General features: G+C 71.7%; 17 protein-coding genes and 1 pseudogene. 2 read left to right on the top strand and 16 right to left on the bottom strand.

Going from position 1 to position 26,769, the window contains the following annotated elements:
* Nucleotides 1–235 precede the first annotated feature (235 nt).
* A complete protein-coding gene (locus tag ACZ6EM_RS30520) occupies nucleotides 236–1,588 on the top strand; it encodes a chloride channel protein (protein ID WP_465773727.1) in 1,353 nt (450 codons plus the stop codon).
* A gap of 206 nt (nucleotides 1,589–1,794) precedes the next feature.
* Here the strand turns inward: ACZ6EM_RS30520 and ACZ6EM_RS30525 are convergent, their stop codons facing one another.
* The 15 genes and pseudogenes from ACZ6EM_RS30525 to ACZ6EM_RS30595 all read right to left on the bottom strand — a co-directional run bounded on the left by ACZ6EM_RS30525 (nucleotide 1,795) and on the right by ACZ6EM_RS30595 (nucleotide 22,993).
* Nucleotides 1,795–2,928 (bottom strand): TIGR02679 family protein, encoded by a 1,134-nt coding sequence (locus ACZ6EM_RS30525; protein ID WP_465773728.1) that lies wholly within the window; start codon nucleotides 2,926–2,928, stop codon nucleotides 1,795–1,797.
* 89 nt (nucleotides 2,929–3,017) lie between these two features.
* A complete protein-coding gene (locus ACZ6EM_RS30530; RefSeq protein ID WP_465773729.1) occupies nucleotides 3,018–7,115 on the bottom strand; it encodes a TIGR02680 family protein in 4,098 nt (1,365 codons plus the stop codon).
* A gap of 16 nt (nucleotides 7,116–7,131) precedes the next feature.
* The gene (locus ACZ6EM_RS30535) at nucleotides 7,132–8,346 is read right to left on the bottom strand and encodes a TIGR02678 family protein (protein WP_465773730.1); all 1,215 of its coding nucleotides are present in this window, start codon (nucleotides 8,344–8,346) and stop codon (nucleotides 7,132–7,134) included.
* Nucleotides 8,343–9,857 carry a TIGR02677 family protein gene (locus ACZ6EM_RS30540; RefSeq protein ID WP_465773731.1) on the bottom strand — a complete coding sequence of 505 codons (1,515 nt, stop codon included), beginning with the start codon at nucleotides 9,855–9,857 and terminating at the stop codon, nucleotides 8,343–8,345. Before ACZ6EM_RS30540 ends, ACZ6EM_RS30535 begins: the two co-directional genes overlap by 4 nt.
* 75 nt (nucleotides 9,858–9,932) lie before the next feature.
* Entirely contained in the window at nucleotides 9,933–11,321 is a 1,389-nt protein-coding gene (locus ACZ6EM_RS30545; protein ID WP_465773732.1) for an AAA family ATPase, read from the bottom strand.
* The gene (locus ACZ6EM_RS30550; RefSeq protein ID WP_465773733.1) at nucleotides 11,318–12,817 is read right to left on the bottom strand and encodes a hypothetical protein; all 1,500 of its coding nucleotides are present in this window, start codon (nucleotides 12,815–12,817) and stop codon (nucleotides 11,318–11,320) included. Before ACZ6EM_RS30550 ends, ACZ6EM_RS30545 begins: the two co-directional genes overlap by 4 nt.
* A complete protein-coding gene (locus tag ACZ6EM_RS30555; protein ID WP_465773734.1) occupies nucleotides 12,814–13,932 on the bottom strand; it encodes a hypothetical protein in 1,119 nt (372 codons plus the stop codon). The genes ACZ6EM_RS30550 and ACZ6EM_RS30555 overlap by 4 nt, the downstream gene beginning before the upstream one ends.
* Before the next feature lie 66 nt (nucleotides 13,933–13,998).
* Nucleotides 13,999–14,847 (bottom strand): hypothetical protein, encoded by an 849-nt coding sequence (locus ACZ6EM_RS30560; RefSeq protein ID WP_465773735.1) that lies wholly within the window; start codon nucleotides 14,845–14,847, stop codon nucleotides 13,999–14,001.
* 616 nt (nucleotides 14,848–15,463) lie between these two features.
* A pseudogene (locus ACZ6EM_RS30565) lies at nucleotides 15,464–15,592 on the bottom strand (family 1 glycosylhydrolase); the annotation flags it as partial.
* A gap of 64 nt (nucleotides 15,593–15,656) precedes the next feature.
* The gene (locus ACZ6EM_RS30570; protein ID WP_401046742.1) at nucleotides 15,657–16,631 is read right to left on the bottom strand and encodes a GlxA family transcriptional regulator; all 975 of its coding nucleotides are present in this window, start codon (nucleotides 16,629–16,631) and stop codon (nucleotides 15,657–15,659) included.
* Nucleotides 16,628–17,212 carry a cysteine hydrolase family protein gene (locus ACZ6EM_RS30575; protein WP_465773736.1) on the bottom strand — a complete coding sequence of 195 codons (585 nt, stop codon included), beginning with the start codon at nucleotides 17,210–17,212 and terminating at the stop codon, nucleotides 16,628–16,630. The genes ACZ6EM_RS30570 and ACZ6EM_RS30575 overlap by 4 nt, the downstream gene beginning before the upstream one ends.
* A gap of 214 nt (nucleotides 17,213–17,426) precedes the next feature.
* Nucleotides 17,427–18,398: a TolB family protein gene (locus tag ACZ6EM_RS30580; protein ID WP_400297529.1), complete on the bottom strand. Its 972-nt coding sequence runs from the start codon at nucleotides 18,396–18,398 to the stop codon at nucleotides 17,427–17,429.
* The gene (locus tag ACZ6EM_RS30585) at nucleotides 18,395–19,666 is read right to left on the bottom strand and encodes an MFS transporter (RefSeq protein ID WP_465773754.1); all 1,272 of its coding nucleotides are present in this window, start codon (nucleotides 19,664–19,666) and stop codon (nucleotides 18,395–18,397) included. The genes ACZ6EM_RS30580 and ACZ6EM_RS30585 overlap by 4 nt, the downstream gene beginning before the upstream one ends.
* Before the next feature lie 2 nt (nucleotides 19,667–19,668).
* Nucleotides 19,669–20,985: a discoidin domain-containing protein gene (locus ACZ6EM_RS30590; RefSeq protein WP_401046736.1), complete on the bottom strand. Its 1,317-nt coding sequence runs from the start codon at nucleotides 20,983–20,985 to the stop codon at nucleotides 19,669–19,671.
* 667 nt (nucleotides 20,986–21,652) lie between these two features.
* Complete coding sequence (locus tag ACZ6EM_RS30595; protein ID WP_465773737.1) at nucleotides 21,653–22,993, bottom strand: GH1 family beta-glucosidase; 1,341 nt, start codon at nucleotides 22,991–22,993, stop codon at nucleotides 21,653–21,655.
* A gap of 648 nt (nucleotides 22,994–23,641) precedes the next feature.
* On the opposite strand from ACZ6EM_RS30595, the gene ACZ6EM_RS30600 reads away from it, so the two are divergent.
* Nucleotides 23,642–24,796, top strand: coding sequence for an oxygenase MpaB family protein (locus ACZ6EM_RS30600; protein ID WP_465773738.1), 1,155 nt, complete (start codon nucleotides 23,642–23,644; stop codon nucleotides 24,794–24,796).
* A 236-nt stretch (nucleotides 24,797–25,032) separates the two neighbouring features.
* On the opposite strand, the gene ACZ6EM_RS30605 is transcribed toward ACZ6EM_RS30600, so the two are convergent.
* Entirely contained in the window at nucleotides 25,033–26,646 is a 1,614-nt protein-coding gene (locus ACZ6EM_RS30605; RefSeq protein WP_465773739.1) for a M4 family metallopeptidase, read from the bottom strand.
* Nucleotides 26,647–26,769: the final 123 nt, after the last annotated feature.

Raw genomic sequence — 26,769 nt, forward strand, 5'->3', positions numbered from 1 at the left:
TTCAGCCACGTGATCATTCTGGCCGCTCGGTTGCCACCTGGCGGCAACCGAGCGATGCGTCACAACGGGGCGAACGCAGTCTGATGCGGCACTAGAAAGCGCCGCACGATCCGGAGATGTCGGCTCGAATGACCCTTGACGGTCCCGACTTCAGCAGAGCGCGGAGGAGTCGGACCTTCTGCTGTCAGCATCGACCGAGAGTCGGCACAGTGGGTAGTGCCGGGAAAGCGACTTGATGTCATCGGACGAGCCCACGGGCGATCCTGCGGCGGCGCCGCCCGCCGACCCATTCGGCCCCCTGCGGACCAAGGGCTACCTGGCGCTCCTGGTCATCTCGGCCGTCCTCGGCGTGCTCCTGTCGGCGGGCGCGTACGGCTTCCTCCAGGCCGTCGACCAGCTCCAGAAGGCGCTCTACACCGACCTCCCGAACGGACTGGGATTCCACGGGGCACCGCCCTGGTGGCTGCTGCCCCTGATGGGGCTGGCAGGACTTCTGGTGGCACTGACCGTCCAGTACCTGCCCGGCAACGGCGGCCACCAGCCGGCCGAGGGGCTCAAGACCGCGGGCGCCGCTGCGGCCGCCGAACTGCCCGGGATCCTTCTCGCAGCGCTGGCGTCGCTCGGCTTCGGCGCGGTGATCGGGCCCGAGGCGCCCCTGATCGCGCTCGGCGGAGGCCTGGCCGTGTACGTCGTCCGGCTGATCAAGCCGGACGTCGATGCCAGGACCCAGGCCGTGGTCGGCGCCGCGGGAAGCTTCGCGGCCATCAGCGCCCTGCTGGGCTCGCCCCTGCTCGGAGCGTTCCTGCTGATGGAGGCGTCAGGACTCGGCGGCCCGACGCTGGGGATCGTACTGCTGCCCGGTCTGCTGGCCTCCGGAGTCGGGTATCTCGTCTTCATCGGGCTCGGCGCCTGGACCGGGGTCGGGGCGGGCACGCTGACGATTCCCAGCCTTCCCGCAGTGAACCATCCGAACATCGCCCAGTTCGGCTGGGCACTCGCCATCGGGGTGGCGGCGGCGTTCGCCGGCACGGGAGTCCGGCGCCTCGCGCTCTTCCTCCAGCCGCGCGTCAACCACAGACGGTTGCTGCTCACGCCGGTGGCCGGCCTCGCCGTGGCAGGGCTCGCCATCGCGTACGCCGAGGGCGTGGGGAAGCCGCCATCCGACGTCCTGTTCTCGGGTCAGTCCGCGCTGCCCCAACTGCTGCTCCACAGTACGAGCTACTCGGTGGGAGCACTGACACTGCTGCTCGTGTGCAAGTGGCTCGCCTACGGTGTGTCATTGGCGGCATTCCGGGGAGGACCGATCTTCCCAGCGCTGTTCCTGGGTGCCACGGCAGGGATCGCGCTCTCCCACCTGCCCGGGCTGCCCGTCATCTCCTCCGCCGCCATGGGCATGGGCGCGATGTCGGTCGTCATGCTCAGGCTGCCGATGACCTCCGTCCTACTGGCGACCCTGCTGCTGGGGTCCGACGGCGTCACCGCCATGCCGCTGGTGATCGTGGCGGTCGTGGTCTGCCATGTCACGTCATCCAGGCTCGCCCGGCCGGAGACGTCACGACCGGCGTCCGGCACCCCGCACCCCGTCTGAGCCTCACGGCAGGACTGGTCCGCACGGGACCGGACCACCCGCGACCCACCAGTGCCCCGCCTGCGCCGACCGGGCGCACTCCTTCGCGGAGGACTCCCACTCAGGGAAATGACGTATGGAACCTTCAGTCAGGTCAGACCAACAGTCGACGTGGACCAGGCCGAACCGCCGGTGGTAGCCCTCGGCCCGTCGAACAGGGTGTCATTCTATCCATGTCGGTGACCTGTCAAGTCGTCAAGGAGGAGGTCGGCGACCACCTCCTCGACCACCGCGGTGCGCAGGTCGGCCATGGAGTCGACGAGCGCCCGGTCCCACGGGGCGGGTGTGAGGCGCCCCGGATCGGGGCCCGAGGGAACCCGGGGCACGGCGGCCCGGTAGTCCTCGGCTGTCATCCGCCAGGGAACGGCTCCGGCCTTGGCCATGACGTGAGCCGCGATGCGGATGCCCTCGCCGTCGAAGTCGCCGTGGTAGCGCAGGGAGGCGCCGTCGTCGACGAGTCGGCGCAGCAGGCGGATCACGGCGGTGTTGGGCCAGCCGGAGGTGCAGACGAGCGGCGGGCACCGCCGGCCGAAACGCCGTAGGGCGAGGGCGAGCACACTGGGGTTCTCGGTGACGTGCACCGGTCCTGCGGGACCGGCGAATTCGCCGGCTGAGCGCAGTTGGGCCAGGGTGAAGCCGGCCGGTTGACCGGCTTCGGCGCAGATGCGGGAGATCCTGGCGACCGGGCCTTCCCCCGCGGGCCGCAGTCCGACGGCGAGCACGGTGGCGGACAGTTCGTCGTCGGCCACGCCGGCTCGGCTCCAGAGTGCGCGTCGCCCCTCTGCGGCGTCGGGCATGTCGGTGCCGTACAGCACCGCCAGTGCACGCAGGACGATCGAGGACAGCCGTGTCCCGTCGTCGAGGGCGTGGGAGTCGCCGTCGAGGAGGCGGGCGGCGAGGACCGGTAGTGGCTCGCCGTCGGCCGGGAGTGCGTGAAGGACGGTCAGCGCGGCGGTCAGCAGGCCTCGGGTCCGGTCGGGTGAGCCGTCTACGAGGCCGTTGGTCCGCAGGTGGCCGACCCACTCCAGCAGAACGGGCTGGGCGGTGACCACGTCGTGGCCGGCCAGCCACCCCCACAAGGCTTCGCGTTGGCCCGTCTTGCGTTCGCGCTCGGCAGCCCGGTCGTGGACCGGGCCGAGGATCGCGGCCACCACGTCCCGGACGGTCCGGCCGCAGACCTCCAGCACGGCGTGGTCGAGTCCGGCAAGCGGGATCGTCGGTTCGACGCCAGGGAGCCGGTCCAGTCCGAGGAGGTCGGCCAACGCCTCCCGACCGGCGTCGTCGAGCGGTCCCGACCGCACCCGGCTTACGGGGCGGCCGGTCGACAGGCGATCGTGGACGGCCGACCAGAGGGGCCTGAGTTCGGGGAGATCGAGGGGATGGCGGCCCGTCATGCCGATCCGTCCACGGCGGCTTCGTCGGGCAGCAGGTCGGCACCCGTCCAGGTGAAGCGGGCGCTGGTGACGGCATCGTCGCCGTCGCCTCCGGTGATCAGCTGGTGAACGGCGATCCCGGAGAGCTCCCGGTAGGTGCACCACTCGTGGTCGGAGGTGAGCACCAGGTCGAGGTCGAGCGCCGCGAGGAGGGCGAAGACCTGCCCGCGGTTGACGGTGTCGACGCCGACGAAGACCTCGTCGAGCAGGATCAGCCGCGGGGACTCCGGCACCGCCTCGTAGTGAGCGGCCACGGCGGCGAAGAGCGGCAGGTGGAGTGCGATGGCCTTCTCCCCGCCCGACAGTGCGCCGTGGAGCTTCTTGGTGAGCAGTTGCCACCCGGCGCCGTTGGCGCGGTCCAGTTTGACGACGAACTGGTGCCAGGCCGTGTAGTCGAGGACCTCTGCGAGCTGCTCCTCCCAAGTGGCCGCCGTGTTACGGGCCTTGGCCTCCTCGATACGGCCCCGGAAGAAGGCGTGCAGGGCCTCGCGGTCGGCTTCGGTGATCCGGGCCGGGTCCTTGAGCAGCAGTTCACGGGCCGTCCGGGTGCCGGCGGGCAGGTCGGGGTGGATCTGCCACACCAGACGGACCGCCACCCGTGAGGCGGTGCGGACCCGTTCGAGGTGGCCGTTCATCCGCTCGACGAGTTCACCGGCCTGGCGGATCCGGGAAGCGAGGTGGCGGCGGGTGTCGCCGGTGAGGGTTCGGTCGAAGAGGCTCCGTTCGGCGGCGGTGATGTCGTCCTGGCTGCGGTCACGGTCGCCGGTGAGGATGGCGAGGAGGCTGGTCGCGCCGACGCGGATGCCGTCGATGGTGGCGGTGAGGACGTGGATGTCCTCCTCGGCTTCGAGTTCGAGGTCGGCACGGCTGCTGAGGCTCTGGCGGGCTCGGTGGACGGCCTCGGAGAGGCGGTTCAGGGAGTCGCCGAGGTTCCTGGTGCCGTGCGGCAGGTTGGGCCATGCCGCAGCGGTCTCGCGTGCGGCTTCGAGAGTCGCGCGAGTGCCGTCCACGGAGGTGAGGACGAGGCCGAGGCCCGCGTCCTCGGGGAATCCGAGGACGCACAGGTGCCGGAAGCTGCGGGCTGCCTCGTTCCGGGCCACCACGGCCCTCTCGTGCAGGGCCTCGTCCTGGGTCGTGGTGGCACCCAGTGCACCGATGCGGCCTTCGAGCGTGAGAAGTGCCTGGGTTCCGGATTCGATGTCGCGGCGGATCCGGTCGAGGGACGTCCGGAAGTCACCGATGCGGGCGGCCACTTGGCGGTAGTCCTCGCCGACGGTGCTCTCGACCGCCCGGAGCGTGGATCGGAGCCCGCGGGCAGCGGCCTCGACGGTCTCGGCCTCCTCCAGGCTCTCGGCTGCCGCGCCCCTGGACGCCTCGGCGCGGCTGCGCGCGGAGTTCCAGGCGTGCTGGGCGGCCGTCCAGGCCAGGTGGGCGTCGAGCCAGACGTCGGCCTGTTCACGCAGCGCGTCGACGGCCGTGGCGGTCGTGTCCAGGGCGGCGCGTTCGGTCGGCAGGGCGTGCTCGGCCGAGGCGACGGCGAGCGCGCGTAGCGCGTCCGCGACCGCCTCCTCCTGTCGCGCGAGCCGTTCGACGGCCTCGCGTACGGCGTCCTCGCGCGCGCCCACCTCGGACTCGGACCGTTCCCAGACGCGCTTGGCCTGCTCCACTTCCCGGTGGTGCGGCCGGGAGCGGAGGTCGGCTCCGAGGCGCGTCCGGCGGTCGGCGAGGGAACGCAGTCGCGTCTCGTACCCGGTGACGGTGGTGTCGGCCTCGGCCAGTTCGGCGGTGAGGTCCGCGATCCGCCGCTGCCTGGCGCGTTCCCGGGCCGCGGCGCCGATGTGGCTGGACTCCTCCTTGGTCCAGGAACCGACCGCCGTCGCCAGCCGCCAGCTTCCGTCGGCCGCCACGGCGGCCGGGTGGCCCGTCGGGAGCGTGGGACCGTAGGCGATGCCTGCGAGCAGCCGCTGCACCCGGCTCGGCGGCACCGGGCCGTCGGGTTCGGGAGAGAGGACGTCGAGCAGCGAGGGACCCGGTGCGGGCACGGCCGCTGCCGGGTCGGCCAGGGTGTCGTGTCCGGTGACGACGAGGCCGCCGTCGGGAGCCATCCAGGCGTCGATCAGGCCGGCCGCTTCCAGGGCCGCTTCGATGCCTGCCTGATCGGCGGGCGGCACGTCCGGCCGGAACGCCAGCAGTCGCCACAGTGGTGCCCCCGGCAGGACCGACCGGTCGGCCGTGCGGGTCCGCGGTGGAACCGGCGGGAGATCGACCGCTGCCGCGGTGCGTTCCAGTTCCCCGACGACCCGGTCACGCCGGGCACGGGCGTCGTCCCGGCCGGCGCGGGCGGTCGTCTCGTCGGCGGTGATGGAACTCTCCGCCGCCCGGGCGGCGGCTTCGACCAGCACGAGGACGTCGGTCTCGACGGCGGCACGGGACGCGAGCTCCTCGGCGTCGTCGATCGACAGCTCCGCGCAGTCGTCCGTCGCCCAACGGCGCAACAGGGCGGCATGGGCGTCGACGGCGACCTCGTAGGCGTGGGCGTTCCCCTCGCGCTTCGCGGTCGCCCCGGCCAGCCGTTCGCGCGCCGAGTCGAGGTGCTGCTCCGCCGTCGTCCGGTCCGCGAGGGAACGCTCATGGCGCTCCACGGCGGCGCGGACCTCGCCGATCTGGCGGTGCCGCGAGACGACCGCACCGCGCAGCAGGCGGCGCGCCGTACGCCCCTGCTCCTCTGTTTCCCCGGACGGACCAGGTGCGGCACCGAGCACCGTCTGCACCTCGGCGCAGACGGACTCCATGGCTGCTCGCCGCGCCGCGCCCCGCGCCTCCTCCCGGGCGGCCCGGGTGTGTTCGGCCCGCTGCTCGGAACGCAGCCGCGCATCGTCGGCACGCCCCGCGTCCTCGTCGGCCGCCCGAACCCTCCGGTCGGCGGCGGTGCGGGCCCGGGCCGCGGCCCGGGCGGCCTGGTCGCTCCTGCGACGGAGCTGGTCGAGCTCCTGCCCCTGCCGGTAGGCCTCGGAGTCGAGCAGCCCCTCGATGGCGCCCTCGGTCTCCTGCCGTCCGTGTTCGAGCTCCTGCTGCGCCCGCTTGTTCCCGTCGCGCTCACGCACGGCCTCCGCGTGCGCCTCCCCGCTCTCCCTGGCGATGCGAGCGAGGTTGTCCATCTCGGTCGTCGCGGAGATGAGCGCCGCCGCCCCGGCGCGCAGGACGCGTTGGGCGTAGCCGCGTTGCTGGTTCGCGACGGCGGTGGCCGCGGCCACCTCGTCGTCCAGGGCCTTCAGGTGTTCGCGCTGGCGGTCGAGGCGTTCGAAGCCCTCGGCCAGTTCGGTGATCTCGCCCTGGCCGAGCGGGGGCAGGGCCCGCGAGAGCAGGGAGGACAGCAGCGACGGATCCAGGCGCTCCGAGAGCTTGGGGGTGCGGAGCTGGAGCAGCGCGGTGATCAGGGCGTCGTAGCGCTGCTCGCTCAGCCCGGAGAAGAGCGTGCTCCGGACCGTGTTGCGGTAGTCGGTCGGTGATCCGTGCAGCTCGCCCCGGCCTTGCAGGGCTTCGGCCAGCGCGGCGCGGGTGAGCGGCTGGCCCGCGTCGTTGACCAGGGAGAGACCGCCGGGGCGGTCGATCCGCGCGCCGGTGGTGAAGTAGTCGACGGTGACACCGGTGGTGTGCACGCTGGCCTGGAGTCTGGCGCCGCAGGTGAACCAGCCGGGACCGCCGTCGTCTTCTCCGTCGTCGCGGACGAACTCCAGCCACACGTACCCGACGCGGGTCTTGCCCGAGGCGCCCTCGCCCATCAGATTCCAGTGCATGGTGCGCTCGGATCCACCGAAGGTGGACAGCCGGTTGGGTCGCAGGCTGGCGTCGAGCAGGAAGGGCAGGAGCACCTCCAGCGCCTTCGACTTACCGGTTCCGTTCTGCCCCCGCAGGAGCAGTCGGCCCTCGTGGAAGGTGAAGACCTCGTCGTAGTAGCGCCAGACATTGAGGATGCCGGCCCTGGAAGGCTGCCACCGCATGGCTGCGGCCGCCGTCGGGAACGCGGAGCGCTGCGGGAACTGTGTCACGGTCATCGGAAGTCTTCCCTGGTCAGGTTGCGGGACCGTCGGGCACGGTGGTCCGGTACCGGAACGCCGCGGGCCGGGGGACGGTGCGGTCACCGACCCGGCGGGCCAGGCCGAAGTCGCCGAGGATGCGCACGGCGTCGGCCGTGAGGCGCTGGGCGCCGTCCTCCGACTGGTAGGTCTTCGCCCACTGCGGGAAGCGCCGCAGGAGTTCGTTCGCCTCGACCGCGAGCTGTTCCGGTGTCAGCCCGTCCGGAGCGGCTGTCAACGGTTCGAGCAGGAACAGGGCGGCCACACGGGCCGTCGCGGAGTCGTCCGGGAAGCGGCTGTCGGTGGCGATCCCGTCCGGGTCCACGAGCAGCAGGCCGTCGGCCCGTTCCTCCAGCACGAAACCGCCCTGCTCGGCGGCGCGCCGGACGATCTGCCGCCCGGTCGGCGAGGTGAGGTAGGCCAGTTCGTCGGCGCCGAGCTCGTCGTGGTGGAGGACGGGATCGTCGAAGAGCCGACGCAGCACCGCGTGCCGCAGCCGGAGGTTGCGCTGCGCATCGGAGGCGTCGGCGCCACCGTACCGGCTCTCGCGTACCGTGCCCCGCAGGAGTTCCTCGAAGCGCAGCGGTACGTCCTCCGCCGACACGGCCAGCCGGGACGGCCCGACGGGTGCGGCGAGGAGACGCATCAGTACGGTGGCATCCACCCGGTAGAGGACCTTGGCCTTCGCCGAGTCGACGAAGCTCTCCGTGAGGCCGTCCACGGTGAGGAGTGCGCCGTACGCCTCCAGCAGCTTGAGGACGTCCACGAAGGCCATGCGCTCGGGCTTGCTCGCCGTGTCGAAGGGCGGCAGCGCCTCGTCGGTGGCACAGGCCTGGACGACCCGGTCGGCGAGCAGGCCGACCGTCGTCACCGGGACCGGGAGCAGCTCGGCCGCGACGACGCACAGCAGGGTGTAGCGGCGGCGGTCGAACGGGGCCTTGCCGGACCGCAGTCGACGGGCGGGGCGCGAGGCGTCGGGGACGGTCCGGATCTTGAGCAGGCGCGCGTACCCCAGACGCGGCTCCACCACCAGCTGCCAACCGCAGTGGTAGTCGAACCACTTCGTCAACGGGTCCTGCCGACGGCGGATCACCTCGAAGGCGGACGGGTCTCCGCGTTCGGTGATCAGCGGCCGGCCGAGGAGCAGCCTGATGCCTCGGGCGACGTCCTGCCGCTCGGCCAGGACCAGTTGGTTCGCAAGGGTGCTCATCCTGCCTCCCGCCCGGCGGGCTCCCGTGTGCTGCCGGCGCTGTGGATCTCCACCAGGTGGTCAGGTCCCTCCAGCTTCCCCCGAGGTGTCCGCAGGACGGCCCGCCCACCGTCGGGCGGCGGCCGGAGGAGAATCTCGACCCGGCCGTCGGAGGTGACCGCCCGGCGCGTACCGCTGCCGTCCGGTCGTGCGGCAAGCGCCCGGCCAAGGAGGTCGAGAAGCCGCTCGAAGACGGCGTGGTCCAGCGTGCCGAAGCCGGAGAGCCGCACCGGACCGTCAGTGGCCAGGACGTCCCAGGCGGCTTCGAGCTCGGCCCGCTCCTTCCGGGCCCGCTCGGCCCGGGCCGTCTTGATCCCGCCGATGTCGCGCACCTTCCCGGTACGGGTGAACCGCTCGGTGCGGCCGCTGGTGCGCAGCAGGGCCGACACCTCCACCGGCGGAGCCTCGGCCCAGCTGCCCGATGAGGGGACCAACTCCGGGTCCGGGTGGGCGAGATGGGCGTGACGGGCCGGACCGAGGCCGAAGGCGGCCGACCACAGGCGGTGCAGGTCGTCCTCGCCGGGCGCCGCGGCGAACCAGCGGGCCAGCTCCCGGAAGTCCTGGACGGCACTGGAGGAGCGGCGCCGTGACTCGGTGATCCGGTCGAGGACCTGCAGGAGCGTCACGATCGCCCGCCGCGCCACGTCGTGCAGCTGCTCCACGCGGGGCCGCGCCCCGTCGGCCGGCCGGAACCAGGCCTGCAGCCCCTCCCAGCGCGCCCGGCGCCGCTCCAGCCAGGCCGGCGCGGGATCGCCGTCGGCGACCGGCGGCAGCTCGGCGCCCCGTAGCGCCCGCGCGTGCAGCAGGCTCACTCCGCACTGCTCGACGCGCTCAACGGCGGAGGCCACCGCCTGACCCCGCTGGTCGAGGTTGACGAGGAACTCCTGGAGATAGGCCACCGTCGCGGCCTTCACCTCCCGGAAGGTCGCCAGGTCCACGCCCTCGGCGCGCAGCAGGCGCTGCAACTCGCCGTTGAACGCCTTGGTGTTGGCCAGCAGCGCCTCCAGGTGGCCCTCCAGCTCCTGCAGCGTGGTGAAGACCCGACGGTCCGAGGACGTGGAGTCGCCCAGCAGCCCGTACAGCTCGTCGAGCCGGTCCGTGATCGCCTCCAGCACCGCCGTCTGGAGCGCCCCCGTCGAGGCGAGCACGGACAGGGCGTGCTCGACCCCGGCGAACGCGGCCTCACCACGCCGGGTCAGCGAGTACTGGAGGTTGCGGCGCTCGTATTCCTCGGCGGTGCGGTAGTTCTCCGCGTGGTTCTGGACGACATCCAGCAGCTGCCACTCCCTGAGCTTGCGCAGCGCCTCCTGGAGGTCGTCGTCATGGACCGCGTTGAGCCAGCCGACGGTCCGCAGCCGGGTGCGGACCTCCTCCAGCCCGAGAGCGGTCTCCAACCGCTCGTTGGCCGCTCCGAAGGCCTGGAGGATCGCACCGTAGAGTTCGGCCTTCTCCCCCGTCGTGAACCGGAACATCTCCGGCGGCACCCTGCGCAACGGCTCCCCTTCCCTGACCCTGGTGACACACCGACGCTCGACCTCGACCGGCTCCTAATGCAGCCTGGTCCGATGCTCGGGGCGCTCCAGGTGCGTCATGACCACCTGGTGGGCACGCCAGCCATCCGGGAACTTGGGCGGGACGTCCAGGTGGATCGGGCTGCTTCGGGGGTGCCGGTCGAGGAGGTCGGTGATCCCGGCGCGGGCCACCACGATGCAGGCGAACCGGTGCCGGGAGAGCAGGACGCACAGCCGGCCGGTCTCCATGTGGAAGGCGGAGGCGTCCGGGCGGCCGGAGAGCGGGTGCCAGACCAGGGTCACGTCGAACTCCCGGCCCTGGAGCCGGTTGGCGGTGTCCACGGTGATCTCGGTGAGGCCTCGTTCCGTCAGCCTGGCCCGCACCGCGTCCACCTGGATGGTCCGCGCCGCGCCGATGGCGATCCGGGCCTGCACCAACGGTTCACCGTTGACCAGCGCGCCTCGTTCGAGCAGGCGGGATGCCGTCACGGCGAGCGCCTCGGCCATCTGGGGATCGTGGTCGAGGGTGTGACGCCCCGGGAGTTCGAGGTAGCCCCAGCCGGAGTCGGCGGCCTGGGCGAGCACCGGGTCCTGCGACGTCGCCCGATGGGGCACGCTCCCGTAGGTCAGCACGCGGTCGCTCGCCGTGGTGCCCGACTCGAAGGGGTAGTAGGGGTAGAAGGCCTCCGCCACCAGGGGCGCGGCCATCTCGGGAAGCCGCCAGGAGATCGGCAGTTGGTGCCGCGGCAGGTCGGGCTCGTGGGCGAGCGTGACATCGACGGCGTTGCGCAGCGGATCCCAGCTGAGGCCCTGCCACCGGTCGGTGTCCACGGTCGCGAACGGGTCGAGCTGACCGGGGTCCCCCACGAACAGCACCTGGGAGTCAGGCGCGTCGAACAGCGGCGCCGCCGCGAGCAGGGCGTCCGAACGCATCTGGTAGGCCTCGTCGATGATCGCCCACCGCCAGGTCCCGGACTTCTCCGCGTCCACGTGCCGCCACTTGGCGGCAGTCGAGACCACGACCGGCAGTTGACGCAAGGTGTCGATCCCGGTGTCGCCGGAGACGTTGGGATGCCGGCTCACGCGCTCCGGCAGGGCGAAGTCCTTCGCGTACAGGCGGCCCACCGGCAGTTCCGGGTACTCCCGCGCGATGTTGTCCACCAGGTCGTCGACCTGCTCGTTGGTCTGCGCGACGATCATCACCTGGTGGCCGGCGCCGGTGAGGTGCCCGGCGGCGCGCTTCACCAGGGTGGACTTGCCGGCGCCGGGAGGGGAGTCCACCACCACGCCCCGCCCGGTGGGTCGGTCGAGGTCTGCCAGGATCCCGGCCACCGCACGGTCGGCCCGGACCCCCGGGCCCCTCGCCTCGTCGGCGGGGGTACGCGCGGCCGGGATCGCAGCCGCCACCGTCGTGGTGTCGTTCACGCCCACTCCTCCTCGGCGTCCTGGTCGGTCGGTTCGTAGGGCACCGGCGGGCCTCCGTGGGTCCACGGGGTGTTCTCCTCGGCGGGCAGTTTCGCCGGCCTGGAGTCGACGCCGAGTGTCGTGTAGGTCACCGTCTCGCCGATCTCGGCGAGGGTGGCCTCCGGGGCGGGCGGCTTGCGCCGGTTCGCGAAGCCGCCGGAGAGCTCGACGGTCACCAGATGGACCCCCTCGTGCGGGGTGAGGCCGATGATCGCGGCCGGTTGCCGCAGACGGCCGGGCGACGTCACCTTGGTCCCGACAGTGAGCCGCACCAGACGCTCGCTGCGCACGGTGATCGTCGGACGCCAGCGCGGGGACTTCGCACCGGGCACGAACCGACTCTCGTCCCGGGCGACGACCGTGCCACTGAACGCTTCTCCGCTCAGCTCGTACTCCGCCATCACCAGGGGGTCGTCGTAGGCCCGCTGGGTCTGGTAGCGGGACGTGTCGTCCTCCAGCATGCCCAGCCGCCGGGCCGCGCCCACCGCGCGGTCGCGCTTGCCCTGCGGGTGGCCGTGCTCCTCCAGATAGGCCGCGTAGTCGGAGAACCGCCGACGGTCGCTGGTCCACCGTTCCTCGACGTGCCCTCCTTCGGGCAGGGCGCGCGCCAGGCCGACGCCCCGCCAGACCAGGTCCCACGTCGGCCGCAACTGATCGCACAGGGCACGGTCGATGCGCTCGCCCAACCGCTCCCGCACCCGCCCTTCGGCCTCCGCGAAGCGGGTGAGGAGGTCGTCGAGGACCGCGTCGAACCCGGTATCCGTGGCAGGTCCGGCAGGCGGCCAGACCAGCGGGTTCTCGGCCTCCCGGGCGGTCTCCGCCCCCGTACGGCCTTCAGGCGGATCGATCCAGGCGACCAGGGCCGCCAGGTGGGAGTCCTCCGCGGAACTCTGGCCGGTCGCCCAGTGCGCGGTGAGCACCCGGCTGACGGCGAGCATGGCACTCGACCCGGGGAACTCCGCCCGGCCCTCGAACCACGTCAGCCACTTGCCGAGCGTCGGTACGTCCGGGTGAACGGCATGCGGCCCGTCCGCGCTGCGCAGCCGGGTGAGCCGACCGAGCCGCCGGACGTAGGCGATGCCTTCGCCGTTGGGGACCAGCAGTTGTGGTGCGCGACAGAACCGCTCATGCTCCTCCGCCTTCTCACCCCTGCCGACGGTGTAGGTCTCGGCCTCCGTCTGACACCCCTCCACGTAGGGCAGCATCAGGGCGGCCAGCTCCTCGACGAACCGGAACCGCTGGACCCGGTCCCTGGGCCGGCGGACGGTCAGCAGGGTCGGATGGTCCGGGTCGGTGCCTGCCAGTGCGGCCAGCGGCGCACAGGCCTCCCCGGCGAGGGTCAGCGGCACCAGGACGAACGGGCGGTCGTCCAGGTGGTGGTGCCGGACTGTGGCCAGGGGCTGGGCCCTGCCGGTCTGGGTCGCGCGGAGCGTCGCGACCGTGGCAAGCATGCTCATGCGGTCTCCTCGGTGCGCAGCCGGAACAGCCGGTCAGCGGCGATGAGCAGTTCGACGGTCTCGGCGTTCTCCTCGCCGGGCGGCAGAACGCCGTCGAGATGGGCAAGGGCAGTGCTGGTGGAGTCGATGCCCGCCAGGGCGTTCCGCACGGTGCTGCCCAGCCGGGCGGGGTATCCGTGGGTGTCGGCCTCGTCTCGGCAGTGGTGGGCCATCTCGCAGAAGGAGAGGCAGTCGGGGACGTAGGAGGCGGGCAACTGCTCCACCGACTCGCGGAGCACAGCCGGGTCCCGGTCGATGTCGAGGGTCGCCGTCGCCGGAAGGCCGCGCGCCAGGTCCTCGGCGCGCCGCAGCCGGTTCAGCTGGAAGTCGAGGGAGGCGAGTTCCTGGCGCAGGTCGATCTGGCTGAGGCACGGCCGGTTGGAGAAGTCCTTGGGGCAGACCAGGAGGAAGGTGCCGGCGATCTGCTCCGGATCCAGCCCTGCGGCCGCGAACGCGCGCCGCAGGGCCAGCACGTACACGGAGGCCTGCTTCGCGGTCTGGGCGACGGCGGTCGGATCGGCCTGGCCGTCGATCACGGGGAACGACCTGATAGCCACGACATGGAACCTGCCGTTGATCCGGTGGGTCAGGGCATCGGGTTCCAGGTAGGCCAGTCGGCCGGCCACCTCCACGGTGAGCACCGGGCTCTGCAGGATCAACCGCTCCTCGTCACCGGCGGCGATCCGCTCGATGACACGACGTGTCTCCCGCTCCCGAGGTTCGAGCGAGGTGATCCCACCGACCTCGCCGAGGTCCTGGAGCTTGGCCTCGTCGACCGGTACGCCGAGATCCTCCCGCAGCAGCCGGATCAGTTCGGCGTACGAGCCCCAGCGCACGGTGGCCTTGAAGGCCTCCTCCCGCGCTATGGCGAACGGCGACTGGCCGAAGCGCGGCTCATGGCCCAACCGCCGGGCCAGAGCGGTCTTGTCGACCCCCGAGGCGTCCAGGACGGACCGCCGGGCACAGGCCGGATTCGCCGTCAGCGCGGTGATCTTACGGGCGGTGTACGCCAACGGCGGCCGCGCGCCGCGAAGTTGAGCCAACCGGTCGGACGGCTCGGGTGAATGGGAAGGCATGGCCTCTCTTCGTTCCGGGGTGGCGCCGATCTCCTGAGGTTCCGATGCGAATACGGGACCCCGCGACTACAGGACCCCTCCCCCGCTGCGGAGGGCGTTGTGGAGTTCCCTCGCACCGAAAAGCTGCTGCACGTCGCTGAGTTGTTCGCGTGCACGGCGAGCGGCATCGATCCGCTCCCGGCTTCCCTCGCCTCGGTGGACCTCCGCCTCGGCTCGCGCGGCGGAGAGCACCCGCTCCGGGTCGGGCCGCGAGGACTCGCTGTAGGCACCCGGAATCGTGAGCGCGAAGCGGCGCAGCAGCCGCCATGCCGCCTCGGACGGCGGGTTGCCCGCGTTGCCGAGGCGCTGGATCTGCTCGGCCGTCCCGATCGCGTGCCGAAGGAAGTCGGCACGCGGGCTGAGCGGAGTGATCAGGCGCTGCTCCAACGACCAGACCGAGACCGCGAGCAGGCCACGGGCCGCGGTGAGGCGGTCGTGGTTGATCGCGGCGCAGATGTAGTAGGGGCGGGAGTAGCCCTGCACAGCGAAGGAACGCTCCTCATCGCGACGTAGCGAGGCGAGTTTGGTGGCTACCAGCGACTCGGAGAAGAAGGCCTCGTACACCGAGGAGATGAGCTTCGGCGAGGCGGGCGCACCGAGGATCGTCAGTGATTGGTAGACCTGCTCGCGCACCGGGACAGCCCCACGGCCGGGCAGACCGGGCGACCATTGCGCGACCTGCACCGGTGGCGTCACGGCAGGCGACCCCTGGAGGGACTCCTCCGCGTCCAGTGCGGCTTCCCACTCCGCCTCAACCTCACGTAGTTCTTTGCGGATCCGCGCGCCGGCGGTCGAATCGCCGGCACGTCGCGACTCCCTCAGTCGGGCGCGCAGAACCGTGAGGCGCTGTTCGAGTTCCTCCACTGATGCGGCCATGGCCCCAGGCTAGTGCACGGTCCATCATTTTCCAAGAACAACCAAGATCACCCAAGAAAAGCGTCCAAACTTTTCCAAAGCCATGCGCTATCGTCTTCGCCAGGCACCGGTCGCTCCATGGCGGCAAGGCGTGGTGCCACCGCCGCCAGAAGGAGAAGCATGGTCGAAGGCACGCATGCACGGGGTGCGGGTGGTCCCGTGTCCACTGAATCGGCAAACCCGCCAGGCGGCAGCGCACCCGGGCGTCCGTCCCGCTGGCTGGCTCCGACGGCCATGACCGCTACAACCGCGGGCCCGATGGTGGCGGGCTTCCAGGGCAACACGACCATCGCCATAATCTCCGCCGCTCCGGGCTTGGCGGTTGGTCTGCTGTTCTTCTTCGGAGTGGTCTGCCCGGCCGTATGGTCGAGGAAGCCCCAGCGCAGGCGAGCAGCCCTCCATGCGATGAACGCACTCATCGGCCGCAGCCCATTGAGCACACCCGAGCCTCAGTAGGTTGTGGGGTCAGGGCGAATGAGCGCCCTGACCCCACGGACCCACCAGCCCGATCCCAGGGTCGGCGCAGCCTGACCACGGTGTATCAGCCCGGACCGCTTCTTCCCGCCCTGGCGACCAACTACCTTTGACACCACTCCCGGTGGGTGGCGATCAGGTCGCGGTACCAGACCCACGAGGCCTTCGGGGTGCGGCGCTGGGTGGTGAAGTCGACGTGGACGAGGCCGAAGCGCTGGTGGTAACCCTCGGCCCGTCGAACGGGCTGTCATTGTGGCAAGACCTTGGCCGAAAGGCACTGGCTCTCATCAAGTCAACTATCCGACGGAGGAGTTGACGCACTCTGCCAGCCCGTCCACGCCGCGGACCGCACCGGCGTGGACGACTCCGGCGCGGGCGCGCAGGCGGCGGAGCATCCGGGCGTCCTGGAAGCCGGCCGCGCGGGCGGCGGCCTCCGTGGTGGCGCCGTGCGCGATGAGGTGCTCCGCCCGCTCGACGCGCAGTTCCTGCTGGTAGCGCAGCGGGGTGAGTCCGGTGGCCTCGGTGAAGTGGCGGGTGAGGGTACGCTCGCTGACGCCCGACGCGCCGGCGAGGTCGGCGAGGCTGAGCCGGGCGGTGAAGCGGGCGTCGATCAGGTCCTGCACCCGGTGGACGGCGTCGACCAAGTGGGCGCGGTGCCGAAGCATCACGCTGACCTGCCGCTCGTCGCCGTTGCGGCGCGCGTAGACGACCATCTCCCGGGCGATCCGGGCGGCCGCTGCCGGCCCGTGCCGGACGGCGACCAGATGCAGGGCCAGGTCGATGCCGCTCGCGATGCCGGCCGAGGTCACCACCCGGTCGTCCACCACGTACAGCACGTCGCGCACTACCACCGTCCTCGGGTAGCGGCGAGCCAGTTCGTCCTGGAGGTCGTGGTGCGTGGTGCAGCGGCGCCCGTCCAGCAACCCCGCCCGGCCGAGCGCGTCCGCGCCCGCGCAGACGCTGGCGACCGTACCGCCGGCCGCGTGGTGGGCGGCCAGCCGCTCCAGCGTCGCCGGGGAGAGGTCCCGGTGTGCCCGCAGCGTCGACGCCCGCCAACCGGGGACCACGATCAGGTCGTCCGGCGTGAGCCGGGGCCACTCGACGGAAGCCCGCAGCGTGAGCCCCTGCGCCGTGGGGACGTCCTCCTGCTCGGCCACGTAGCCGACCGCGTAGCCGAGCCCGTGGTCGGCCGCCGTCGAGAACACCTGGGCGGGCCCGGCGAGGTCCAGCAGGTGCAACTGCGGGACCAGCAGGAAGACGACGCGGGTCACGATCCGGTCAACTCCTTCACAGTGGTGACGGTGGCGAAGCGGCCCGCCAGAGCGTACTCGGTACGGGCGATGATCTCCTCCGTGGAGAGCGTGCGCGGATCGGCGAGGATCTCGTCGAGACTGCGCCCGGCCGGCGCGTCGCGATGCTCGATCGGATGGGTGGCGGTCGCGTCGACCACGAACGTGACGGCGTAGCCGAGGTCGGCCGCCACCCGGGTGGTGGTCTCACAGCACTGCTCGGTACGAATGCCGCTGACCACCAGTTCGCGGATCGCTTGCCGGGTGAGCAGCTGCTGCAGGTTGGTGGTGGTGAACGCGTTGTGCGAGGTCTTGGTGACGACCGGCTCACCCTCCATCGGCACCAGCCCCTCCATCAGGCGGACGTGACCGAGGACGGGGTCGAACACCGTCCCGGTACCGAGCTCGGCGTGCAGGACCCAGACGACGAGGTCGCCCTTGGCCCGGGCGTGCTCGACGAGCCGGGCAACCTGCCCGACGATCCCGGGGTTGGAGACGGCCGCCCAGTTCTCGCGGCGGCGGAAGGATTCCTGGACGTCGATGACGAGGAGTGCGTTGGTCATGCCTCGATCCTCACCGCCGCGGGGTGCCCGGATGAAGACCCCATCGGGCCTGGATGCGGAACGATCCGGTCAGGGCGGGCTGAACGAGCGGCCGGAACGGACGCCGTCCAGGCCGGTAGGCCGCGGGCGCCGTCGCGGGGCTCCGCGGTGGGGGTTGGTGATGCCGCCGAGCACCCCACCGAGCGGTAGGGGCTGCGCGGCGCCGGCCGCCGGGTCATTTCGACGCCGCCGGAACGGTCACCGGCGACGAACCGCCGGGCACCAGCAGGTGCGGCGTCCCGCTGCCGTCCGCCGGCACGCTCCAGACGTCGGTGCCCTTCCCGTCCTGGGCCGGCAGCGCGTACCCGAGCGTCTCCCCGTCGAGCCAGGCCGCCTGATCGTCCACGCTGCGCGACTCGGCCAGCGGGTGCTCGCGCAGTCCCGCCAGTTCCAGGACGTGGAGCCGCCAGGGCGCCGCCGGGTCGGCCGAGACCTTCTTCTTGAAGGCGATCCGGGTACCGTCCGGCGAGAGCGAGGGGCACTCGACGTTCTCCCGCAGTGTGCGGGCCGACCACGCCCGGAGGTCGCCCTCGACCAGGTGGGTCCGGCCGCCGGTCGAGACGGTGGCGTAGAAACGGTTGTCGTCCGAGGCGAAGTTGACGCCCCAGTAGTTGACGTCGGCGGCGTGGTAGCGGGCACCGTCGACGGTCAGCGGGATGGACTCGACCGACTTGACCAGGTAGCCGGTGCGCAGGTCCAGGATCGACGTCCGGGTGGAAAAGGTACCTGCCGCGTAGGAGTCCCCCACGGCGAAGGTGGTCCAGGAAAGCAGTTGCCCGGAGGCCGACACCCGGGCCCGGTTCGGGATCCCGGGCACCGTCACCGTCTGGAGCTCGGTGAACCGTCGGTCGTACACCACCGCTTGGGTACGTGCCGGGGTGCCGGGCAGCGCCCGCAGGCACAGGGCCCGGTCTCCCCCGGCGTGGAAGCGGACACAGGACGGCCCGTCCGGCACCCCCGGGCTGCGGGCGACCCGCCCGCTGGCGGTGTCCCGGTAGTAGAGCCCGGGCTCGTCCAGGGTGAACGAGCTCTCCGCGGCGACGAGCCGCTGCCCGCCGTTGCGCTGCCGGGCGTGCAGCACGTACCCCAGCGAACCGCCCAGCAGTACCAGAGCGGCTGCGATCAGCACCACTGGACGCGCCTTCACGAGGCCTCCCTCTCCGGCAGGATCCGCCATGCTGCGACAAGTGCGGCGGCCAGCCCGAGTGCGGCCACCGCCAGGGCCGGGCGCGGCCCCCACCACGTCCAGGCCGCACCGAAGCCGGCCGCACCGACCAGCCGGGCGAGCGCCTGGCCGGTCTGCAGCACCGCGAGGCCGCTCGCGCGGCCGTCGAGCGGCAGCACCGGCCCGGCCAGTGCCATCAGCACGCCGTCCGTGGCGGCGTAGAAGACGGCGAGGAGCACCAGGACGAGTAAGGCCACCGGCCATCCCGGCGGGGCCATCAGGGTGAGGTAGGCGGCGAGCAGCGCGGCGTGCCCGCAGAGGAACGGAATGCGCCTCCCGGTCCGGTCCGCGATCCGGCCCGCCGGTACGGCCAGCAGCAGGTAGCCGGCCGCAGCGCCGAGCGGCAGCAACGGGAAGAGCAGGGGCGGCAGGTCCAGGCCGCGTTGCAGCAGAAGGTAGAGGAAGGAATCGCCGATCGTCGCTGCCCCCAGTAGTGCGGCGGCCGTGACGACCCGCCGGAACACCGGATCGCCGAGTGCCCTGCTCCTCCTCCTTTCGGTGGGCGTCGACTCGGCGGCCGCTACCACCGCCCCGGCCACCCCGGCCCCCGGCGCCGCCCCCGCCCCCGCCGGGACGAACAGGACCAGCACCAGCACGCCGAACAGCCCGATGGCGAAGCTGACCACGAAGACCGCGTCGTACGCGTCCGTAGTCGCCCACAGAACCGCGAACGCCACCAGGGGTCCGAGCAGCGCCCCCGTGGTGTCCATCGCCCGGTGCACGCCGAACGCCCGGCCGAGCGCCTCCGGCGGTGCGCTGAGCGAGATCATCGCGTCCCGCGGCGCGGTCCGCACGCCCTTGCCGAGCCGGTCGGCGGCCAGCGCGGCGGCGATGCCGCCGGCCGCCCCGCCGGCCAGCAGCAGCCCGAGCCGCGAGAGCGCCGAGAGCAGGTAGCCGGCCCCGGCGACGGTCCGGTGCCGGCCGCCGCCGCGGTCGGCGAGCCTGCCTCCGAGCAGCCGGACCACCGCCGTGGCGCCGTTGAACAGCCCGTCGAGGAAGCCGAATTGCAGGGGCGAGAGCCCGAGGCCCAGCACCAGGTAGAGCGGCAGCACGGCGGTGACCATCTCCGAGGAGACGTCGGTGACCAGGCTGACCGCGCCGAGCGCGATGACCGTGCCGGGGACGCGCCGCCCCTGCCCGGCGGGGCGGGGCGGCGCGTCCGGACGGCGGCCGGTGGTGGCCAGGTACATCATCAGTGGCAGCTGTACTTCGGGCTGGTGTCCTTGACCTGGCCGTCCGTTCCGACGTAGCTCCAGCCGTAGCCGGAGTCGGTGAAGTCCAGCTTCAGCACGCCGTACTCGCCGCTGATCCGCTTCTGGCTGTTCGGCTGGACCTGCTCGATCGGGTACGGCTCCGCGCCGCCCATGCCGCCGACGATCTCCACGATCCCGTCCGCGGTGGCCTTCCCGTCCGGGTCCTGCGGGGCGAACCGCTCGTAGTGGTGGTCGTGCCCGTTCAGCACCAGGTCGGCCTTGGCACCGTAGAGGATCTTCCACACCGGCCGGGAGACCGGGTCGTTGCCGTGCCCGCCCGAGGAGTACAGCGGGTGGTGCCAATAGGCGGCCACGCACTTCTTCGCGTTGGCCGCGAGGTCGGCCTTGAGCCAGTCGATCTGGGCGCTCTGGTCGAAGGCGTTGGAGTCCAGGGCGACGAAGTGCCAGTTGCCCTCGTCGAAGCTGTACCAGCTCTTTCCCTGCGGGTAGGCGATGCTGCCGAAGTACGCCTTGTACCCGGCGAGCGACCCGGCCGGGTCGTAGGTCTCGTGGTTGCCCGGCACCGGGTGGGTCTTCGCCTTGAACGCCCCCCAGGTCTTGTCGTAGTAGTTGCGGAAGTCCGTCAACCTGGCGTCGTCGTACTGGTTGTCACCCATCGTCAGGTAGAACCTCGGGTCGATCCGCTGGGCCAGCGCGGCCGTCTTCGGATGCGCACAGCCGCTGTCCGAGGCGGTGCACTGCGCGGCGATGTCGCCCGCCGCCACCACGGTGAACGCCCCGCCCGGCGTGGTGCCGGTCGGTGACGGGCCGGTCGGTGACGGACCGCCGTCCGGCACCCCGTACACCTGCATCTCGAACAGCGAGTACCCGTACGACGTCCCGCGCGCCGTCCCGTACATCCGGACGTAGCGGCCCCTGGCTCCCAGCCCCGGCCAATCGTCCGTCCCGCCGTTGCCGGCCTTCTCCTCCGCCACCGTCGTCCAGGTCACGCCGTCCGCCGACACCTCGACCCGGTACGCCTTCGCGTAGGCGGCCTCCCAGCTCAGCTTCACCCGCGAGATCCCCGCGCTCCCTCCGAGGTCCACCAGCAGCCACTGCGGGTCCTCTCCCTCCGCACTCGCCCACCGCGTGGAGGCGCTCCCGTCGAACGCCTTCCCCGCCGCGTACGACGACCCCTCGGCGGACGAGGCCGTCGCGGCCTTCCCCTGCGAGATCAGCGGATCGCCCGCCGCCCCCGCCCGCTCGGACCAGCCGAGCAACAGGCCGCCGAGCAACGCGAGCACAGCGGCGAACACTCCGACACGAACAGGCCTTGCCGAGACACCCAGACGCATCCCTGACTCCATGACCTTGAGAAACGGCGAGAGCTGGACTCCGGTCCACACCACACGAACTCACCGGCAAGCGGCGTCACACCGCCGCGGCGGCCGGGTCAGAGCTCTCACTGAGCGCGTCACGTCCCTCCTGCACGGACGCCGCGCCAAGCCGCCAGCCGACAGCGTAATAGAAAGTAAAGTTCCCTATCAATAGGGCGACGACACCGTCCCGTCGCCCGCATCGTGCCGCCGCACGGCCCGAGTGCCCCACAGGGCAATCGGATTGACTGTCCGTCATGATCCATCGCCGCAGACCGTTCCCGGTGTGCCGCGACGCGATCGCGGTACCGGGCGCACGAGGCCTTCGGCGTGCACGCTGCACTGGCCGACTTCGTCCGGCCGTGCTCGGCCCCGCCGCTCACAGAGCGCACATGAATCGCTCACAACCCACAGGGAAGGACCAGGTCATGGCCTCCAGTGCGCCCCCGCCGCCCGGCGCGGCGCCGAACTCGATCACGGCCCCGATCCCCGACCAATCCGCCCGACCTCGACCCACGCCGGGGCGCCGACCGTCAGAGCGCGAAAGACAGCTCGGCATCGGTGTCAAGGCTGGTATCAGCGGCCTGAGGCGCCCGGCAACCCAGGGCTAACGAGCCCACCGCGCTCGGTGGGTGGCGATCAGGTCGCGGTACCAGGCGTACGAGGCCTTCGGGGTGCGGCGCTGGGTCTCGAAGTCGACATGAACGAGGCCGAAGCGCTGGTGGTAACCCTCGGCCCATTCGAAGTTGTCGAGGAGGGACCAGGTGTAGTAGCCGCGGATGTCGATGCCTTCGGCGGCGGCGCGGGCGAGGGCGTCGAGGTGGGCGGCCATGAAGTCGATGCGGGGCTGGTCGGGGTCGGTCTCCTCGGTGACGGAGCAGCCATTCTCGGTGATGGTGATCGGCGGGAGGGCCTTGCCGTAGGTGTCCCGCAGGCCGAGGAGGAGTTGGCGGAGGGCCTCGGGGACGACGGGCCAGCCGAAGGCGGTGTGGGGGACGTCGGGGATGTCGACGAGGTCGAAGGGCAGGCCCGGGTCGGTGGGGGCGGCGACGCGGGTGGGGTTGTAGAAGTTGAGGCCGAGGCCGTCGAGGCCGGGCGTGTGGATGAGGTCGAGGTCTCCGGGGTGGACGGCGCCGAAGATGTCGTCGGGGACGCCGAGGGCGGTGAGGTCGGGGTAGCGGCCTAGGAGGACGGGGTCGGTGAACAGCCGGTTGTGGAGGGCGTCGTAGGCGGCTGCGGCGGCCAGGTCGGCGGGGTCCGAGGAGGCCGGCTCGACGGGGGTGAGGTTGTTGGAGAGCATCGCCTCCAGGCCGCGGTCGTGGAGGACGGAGGCGGCCAGGCCGTGGGCGAGGAGCTGGTGGTGGGCGGCCGGGAGGGCTTCGAACATCAGGGTGCGGCCGGGGGCGTGGGTGCCGAGGGCGTAGCCGAAGACGGTGTGGACGAAGGGCTCGTTGAGGGTGATCCAGGCGGGGACGCGGTCGCCGAGGCGGTCGGCCATGACGGTGGCGTACTCGGCGAAGCGGTACGCGGTGTCGCGGTTCAGCCAGCCGCCGTGGTCTTCGAGGGCCTGCGGGAGGTCCCAGTGGAAGAGGGTGGGCAGCGGGGTGATGCCCGCGTCGAGAAGGGCGTCCACGAGGCGGTCGTAGAAGGCGAGGCCGGCCTCGTTGACGGCGCCCGCGCCGGTGGGCAGGACGCGGGACCAGGCGACGGAGAAGCGGTAGCCGTCGAGCCCGAGGCCCTTCATCAGGGCGATGTCCTCGGGGTACCGGTGGTAGTGGTCGCAGGCCACCGCCCCGGTGTGGCCGTCGCGGACGACTCCCGGCCGGGCGGCGAAGGTGTCCCAGACGGAGGGCCCGCGGCCGTCCTCCCCCACCGCCCCCTCGATCTGGTACGCGGCGGTGGCGGCGCCCCAGCGGAACCCCGCCGGCAAGTCGAAGCGGTTCGGCATGGCAGCCTCCTGACGATTATGTGAGGAGTCCTCATGTTATCGACGCCGCACCGGAACACCAGAGGACCGTCGACCACGTCCGGAGACCCCACAACTGGTGTCCCAGAACCCGCTTGACCCCCAGTCGCCCGGCGATGTCCATCTCAGCCCGCCGTGCGCTGAACGGAACGCGTTGTCCGTGCAGAAGAACTATCGCTGCGCGAGCTCATCTGCGACGTGTGGCCCCCGGGCTGCCCCTGCACGCCGGACACCTCCCCAGCTGCCACCGGCACGCCCACCTGCTCACACGGAGCATCGACGCGGACTCATCGCCAGGCGGGACAGGAGCGCGTTCGCTGCTGCGGACGTTGCGAGATCGCCCGGTGTGCGGCTGGTCCCCGCCGCCCCCACGGGTGCCCTTCGAGCATGACGTGTGGCTCCTGGACCGCCCTCACCGACACCAGTGCCGTGGCCGGACAGCCACCGTGTTGCCCTTCACTCTTTCGAGGGAGGACGAAACGTTTTGTCGCTCAGCGGAGGTACGACGTTCCGCCAGAGTCGGAAGCATGCCGCTGCTCGCTGATCCATCCGCCCGGGACGCCGTGTCGACCACGGTTCCCGGCACGTGCCGACCGGCGGCTCCCCCTCAGCGAAGGAAGGAACCCTTCTGTGGCTTTGACGACTCAGAACGCGACGCAGGAGCTGGAGGCCGCGGGCCGGGCAGGTGACCCGCAGGCCGATCAGCTCGTCTCCGATCTGATCGACCACAAGGAAGTCGACGGCGTCAACGCCCTCTTCCGCACCATCGGGACGCTCAAGCCCGGCCAGGACCTCTCCCAACTGCCCCAGCGGCTGGCGGACTTCCTGCGGGAGGCCGCGGCACCGCCGCCGGACTGGTCGGAGGCGGACGTCGACGCCGCGGAGGGCTTCTTCGGCCACCACCACGGCGAAGTGACCATGCTCCAGGGCACCGTCGGCCTGATCGGTACCTACCTCTCCCCCACCGGCGCGTTCACGCTCCGCTCGACCGGCCGGCTCGGCGGCGTCAAGGGCCCGGGCCGGCGCCTGTCGCAGTCGTCCCGGCTGTTCCTCGACATGGGCAACAAGAACGCCCTGCGCGACGGCACCCTCGCGGCGAACGTCACCAAGGTCCGCCTGGTCCACGCCTCCGTACGGCAGTTGCACAAGAAGAGCGGCGCATGGGACTACGCCAAGTGGGGCGAGCCGGTGTCGATCAAGTACACCACCGGCGCCTCCTGCGTGTTCAGCGTGCAGATTCTGGAGGCCATGAAGAACCTCGGCATCGACGTCTCCGAGGAGGACGCCCACGGGTTCATGTGTGCCTGGCACTACGTCAACCACTACCTCGGCACCCCCGAGCGGTGGCAACTGCCCAAGGACGCCGACCTGGTCACGCGCGTCTGGAACCAGGTGCGCGACGACGAGTGGAAGAAGACCGAGGACGGCGTCTTCATGACGCAGCAGGCCGTCGACTTCTACAAGCAGTTCTACCCCGGCCCCACGCACGACGCGCTCATGGCCCTGGTCCGGCACGCGCTCACCGACAGGTACGCCGACATGGCCGGCGTGCCCAAGGGCGTCCTCGACCTCGCCGCCGGTCCGCTCGCCGCCGGCCACGGCGTGGTCAGCGGCCTGGGCGGCGGGCTCCTCGGCGGCTCCGTCCAGAAGGCCACCGGCGTCAACCCCTACAAGGACGTCCTCGGCATGGCCTCCAAGACGTTCAACGAGATCCAGAAGTTCGCGCTCACCCACGACCAGGACGACCAGCCGCAGATGCACCAGGAGCTCGGCGACGACCGCTGAGCACCCCACGCCGTGCCCCGCCAACCCCAAAGGCCCGGGCGGGGCACGGCGCGAAGCACCACGTGGCGCAGCGGAACGGCTCGGCTTCCAGGGGAAACGCACGGCGGCGCTGCCTCCCGGGGTCGTTGCCCGAACCGCCCGGGCACTGCGCCCGGGGCGCGCTGCCCGGACCGGGCGATGGCAGGACCGCCGTGTCGGTTGAGCGGCTGGCCGTGGGCGCGGTGTGCGGCCTGGTGTCAGCCGTTGACGTTGACGGCGGACCAGGTGTCGGCGACGGTCGCGTAGGCGGTGCTGCCGGGGCCGTAGAGGTCGGCGGCGGCTTGGAGGGTGGCGGCGCGGGCGTCGTGGTAGTCGGTGGTGGTGGTCATGTAGATGGTCAGGGCCCGGTACCAGATCTGCTCGGCGGCGACGCGGCCGATGCCGGTGACGGTGCGGCCGTCGATGGTGGGGCTGTCGTAGTCGATGCCGTTGATGGTCCTGGGGCCGCTGCCCTCGGCGAGCAGGTAGAAGAAGTGGTTGGCGGGGCCCGAGGAGTAGTGGACGTCGATGCCGGCGATGCCGTCGTACCAGTAGTCGGGCGAGCGGCCGTCCCGGGAGGGCCGGTCCAGGTAGCGCAGCGGGGTGCCCTTGCCGTTGAGGTTGAGGCGTTTGCCCATGAGGTAGCCGGGGACGTCGGTGGGGTTGTCGGTGTGGAACGCGACGGCGGTGGCGAGGATGTCGCTGGTGGCCTCGTTGAGTCCGCCGGACTCGGCCCGGTACTCCAGACCCGCGGTGGCGGAGGTCAGGCCGTGGATCATCTCGTGTGCGGCCACGTCCAGTTCGGTCAGCGGCTTGGCGTTGCCGGGCCCGTCGCCGTAGGTCATGCAGAAGCAGCCGTTGTCCCAGAAGGCGTTCGTGTAGTTGTCACCGGCGTGGACACGGCTGTAGGCGCCGACACCGTCGCCGCGGATTCCGGCGCGCCCGTGCACCTGCTGGAGGTAGTCCCAGGTGGCCGCGGCGCCGTAGTGGGCGTCGACGCCCGCGGTCTCGTCGTCGCTCTGGGTGCCGTTGCCCCAGCGGTCGTCCTGGTCGGTGAACAGTTCGCCCTGGCCGGTGGAGGCGTGGTGCAGGTTGTAGGTCCGGTGGCCGCCGCGGGCGGTGTCGTCCATCTCGTACCGGAACAGGCTGTGCTCGGTGCCCAGGGTCACCGTGCCGTTGTACTGTCCTTGGCCGATGCCGGTGTGCACGGCCTCGTAGGTGTAGAGCTGAGTGCCCGAGGTCGCGTCGGTCACGATGTGGCGTTCGCTGGGGGTGCCGTCCTCCTGGGTGCCGTCCAGGATGGATTCCCAGGCCAGCGCGGGGGTTTGGGCGGCCGACCAGACGACCAGGCGCGGGAGCTCCGTGGTGTGGAGCGACTGCATCACCTGGACGGCCGGGATCGTGGGCGTGATGGTCGGCACGCTGACCGGCGCCCGGTGGGCGCGGGTGTCGGTGAGGGCGCCCTTCGGGGTGCGGTGGACGATCAGGTCGCCGCCGAGGACCGGCACCGTGGCGAAGGTGCGGTTGTAGCGGAAGTGGACGGTGCCGTCCGCGTCCCGGGTGGCATCGCCGATCTGCAGGCTCTCGCGCGGGTCCAGGTTCAGCGCCTTCGCCGTCGCGATGGCGGTCCGGGCGGCTTCCCGCAGAAGCTCGGCGTGTTCCTGCGGGGACAGCGTCGGCGCGTCGCCCCGGGTCTGCGAGGTGCCAGGGAGTGTGCGGGCGGCGGCTCCTGTCGACTGGATGCCCGTCAGCGCCAGGGTGGTCAGGAGCGCCAGGGCGGCGGCCAGCCGGGTGGGCCGGCGGAGTCCGTGATGGGGGGATGCAGGCTGCAAAGGGGGATTCCTCGGTGCGTGCGGCCACGGTTCGTGTCCACATGATCGTGTGCCGGCCAGGGGCCGGCATCGGATGGCGTTGCCGCCCGGGTCCGGACTGTCGTGCCCCAGCACCGGAACCGG

The sequence above is a fragment of the Kitasatospora sp. NPDC041917 genome (assembly GCF_055589745.1).

What these genes read in the sequence shown, in the direction of transcription:
- ACZ6EM_RS30520 (WP_465773727.1), top strand. Translation starts at nt 236, where the DNA reads ATGTCATCGGACGAGCCCACGGGCGATCCTGCGGCGGCGCCGCCCGCC.
- ACZ6EM_RS30530 (WP_465773729.1), bottom strand. Translation starts at nt 7,115, where the DNA reads ATGACCGTGACACAGTTCCCGCAGCGCTCCGCGTTCCCGACGGCGGCC.
- ACZ6EM_RS30535 (WP_465773730.1), bottom strand. Translation starts at nt 8,346, where the DNA reads ATGAGCACCCTTGCGAACCAACTGGTCCTGGCCGAGCGGCAGGACGTC.
- ACZ6EM_RS30540 (WP_465773731.1), bottom strand. Translation starts at nt 9,857, where the DNA reads ATGTTCCGGTTCACGACGGGGGAGAAGGCCGAACTCTACGGTGCGATC.
- ACZ6EM_RS30550 (WP_465773733.1), bottom strand. Translation starts at nt 12,817, where the DNA reads ATGAGCATGCTTGCCACGGTCGCGACGCTCCGCGCGACCCAGACCGGC.
- ACZ6EM_RS30555 (WP_465773734.1), bottom strand. Translation starts at nt 13,932, where the DNA reads ATGCCTTCCCATTCACCCGAGCCGTCCGACCGGTTGGCTCAACTTCGC.
- ACZ6EM_RS30560 (WP_465773735.1), bottom strand. Translation starts at nt 14,847, where the DNA reads ATGGCCGCATCAGTGGAGGAACTCGAACAGCGCCTCACGGTTCTGCGC.
- ACZ6EM_RS30575 (WP_465773736.1), bottom strand. Translation starts at nt 17,212, where the DNA reads ATGACCAACGCACTCCTCGTCATCGACGTCCAGGAATCCTTCCGCCGC.
- ACZ6EM_RS30585 (WP_465773754.1), bottom strand. Translation starts at nt 19,666, where the DNA reads ATGTACCTGGCCACCACCGGCCGCCGTCCGGACGCGCCGCCCCGCCCC.
- ACZ6EM_RS30595 (WP_465773737.1), bottom strand. Translation starts at nt 22,993, where the DNA reads ATGCCGAACCGCTTCGACTTGCCGGCGGGGTTCCGCTGGGGCGCCGCC.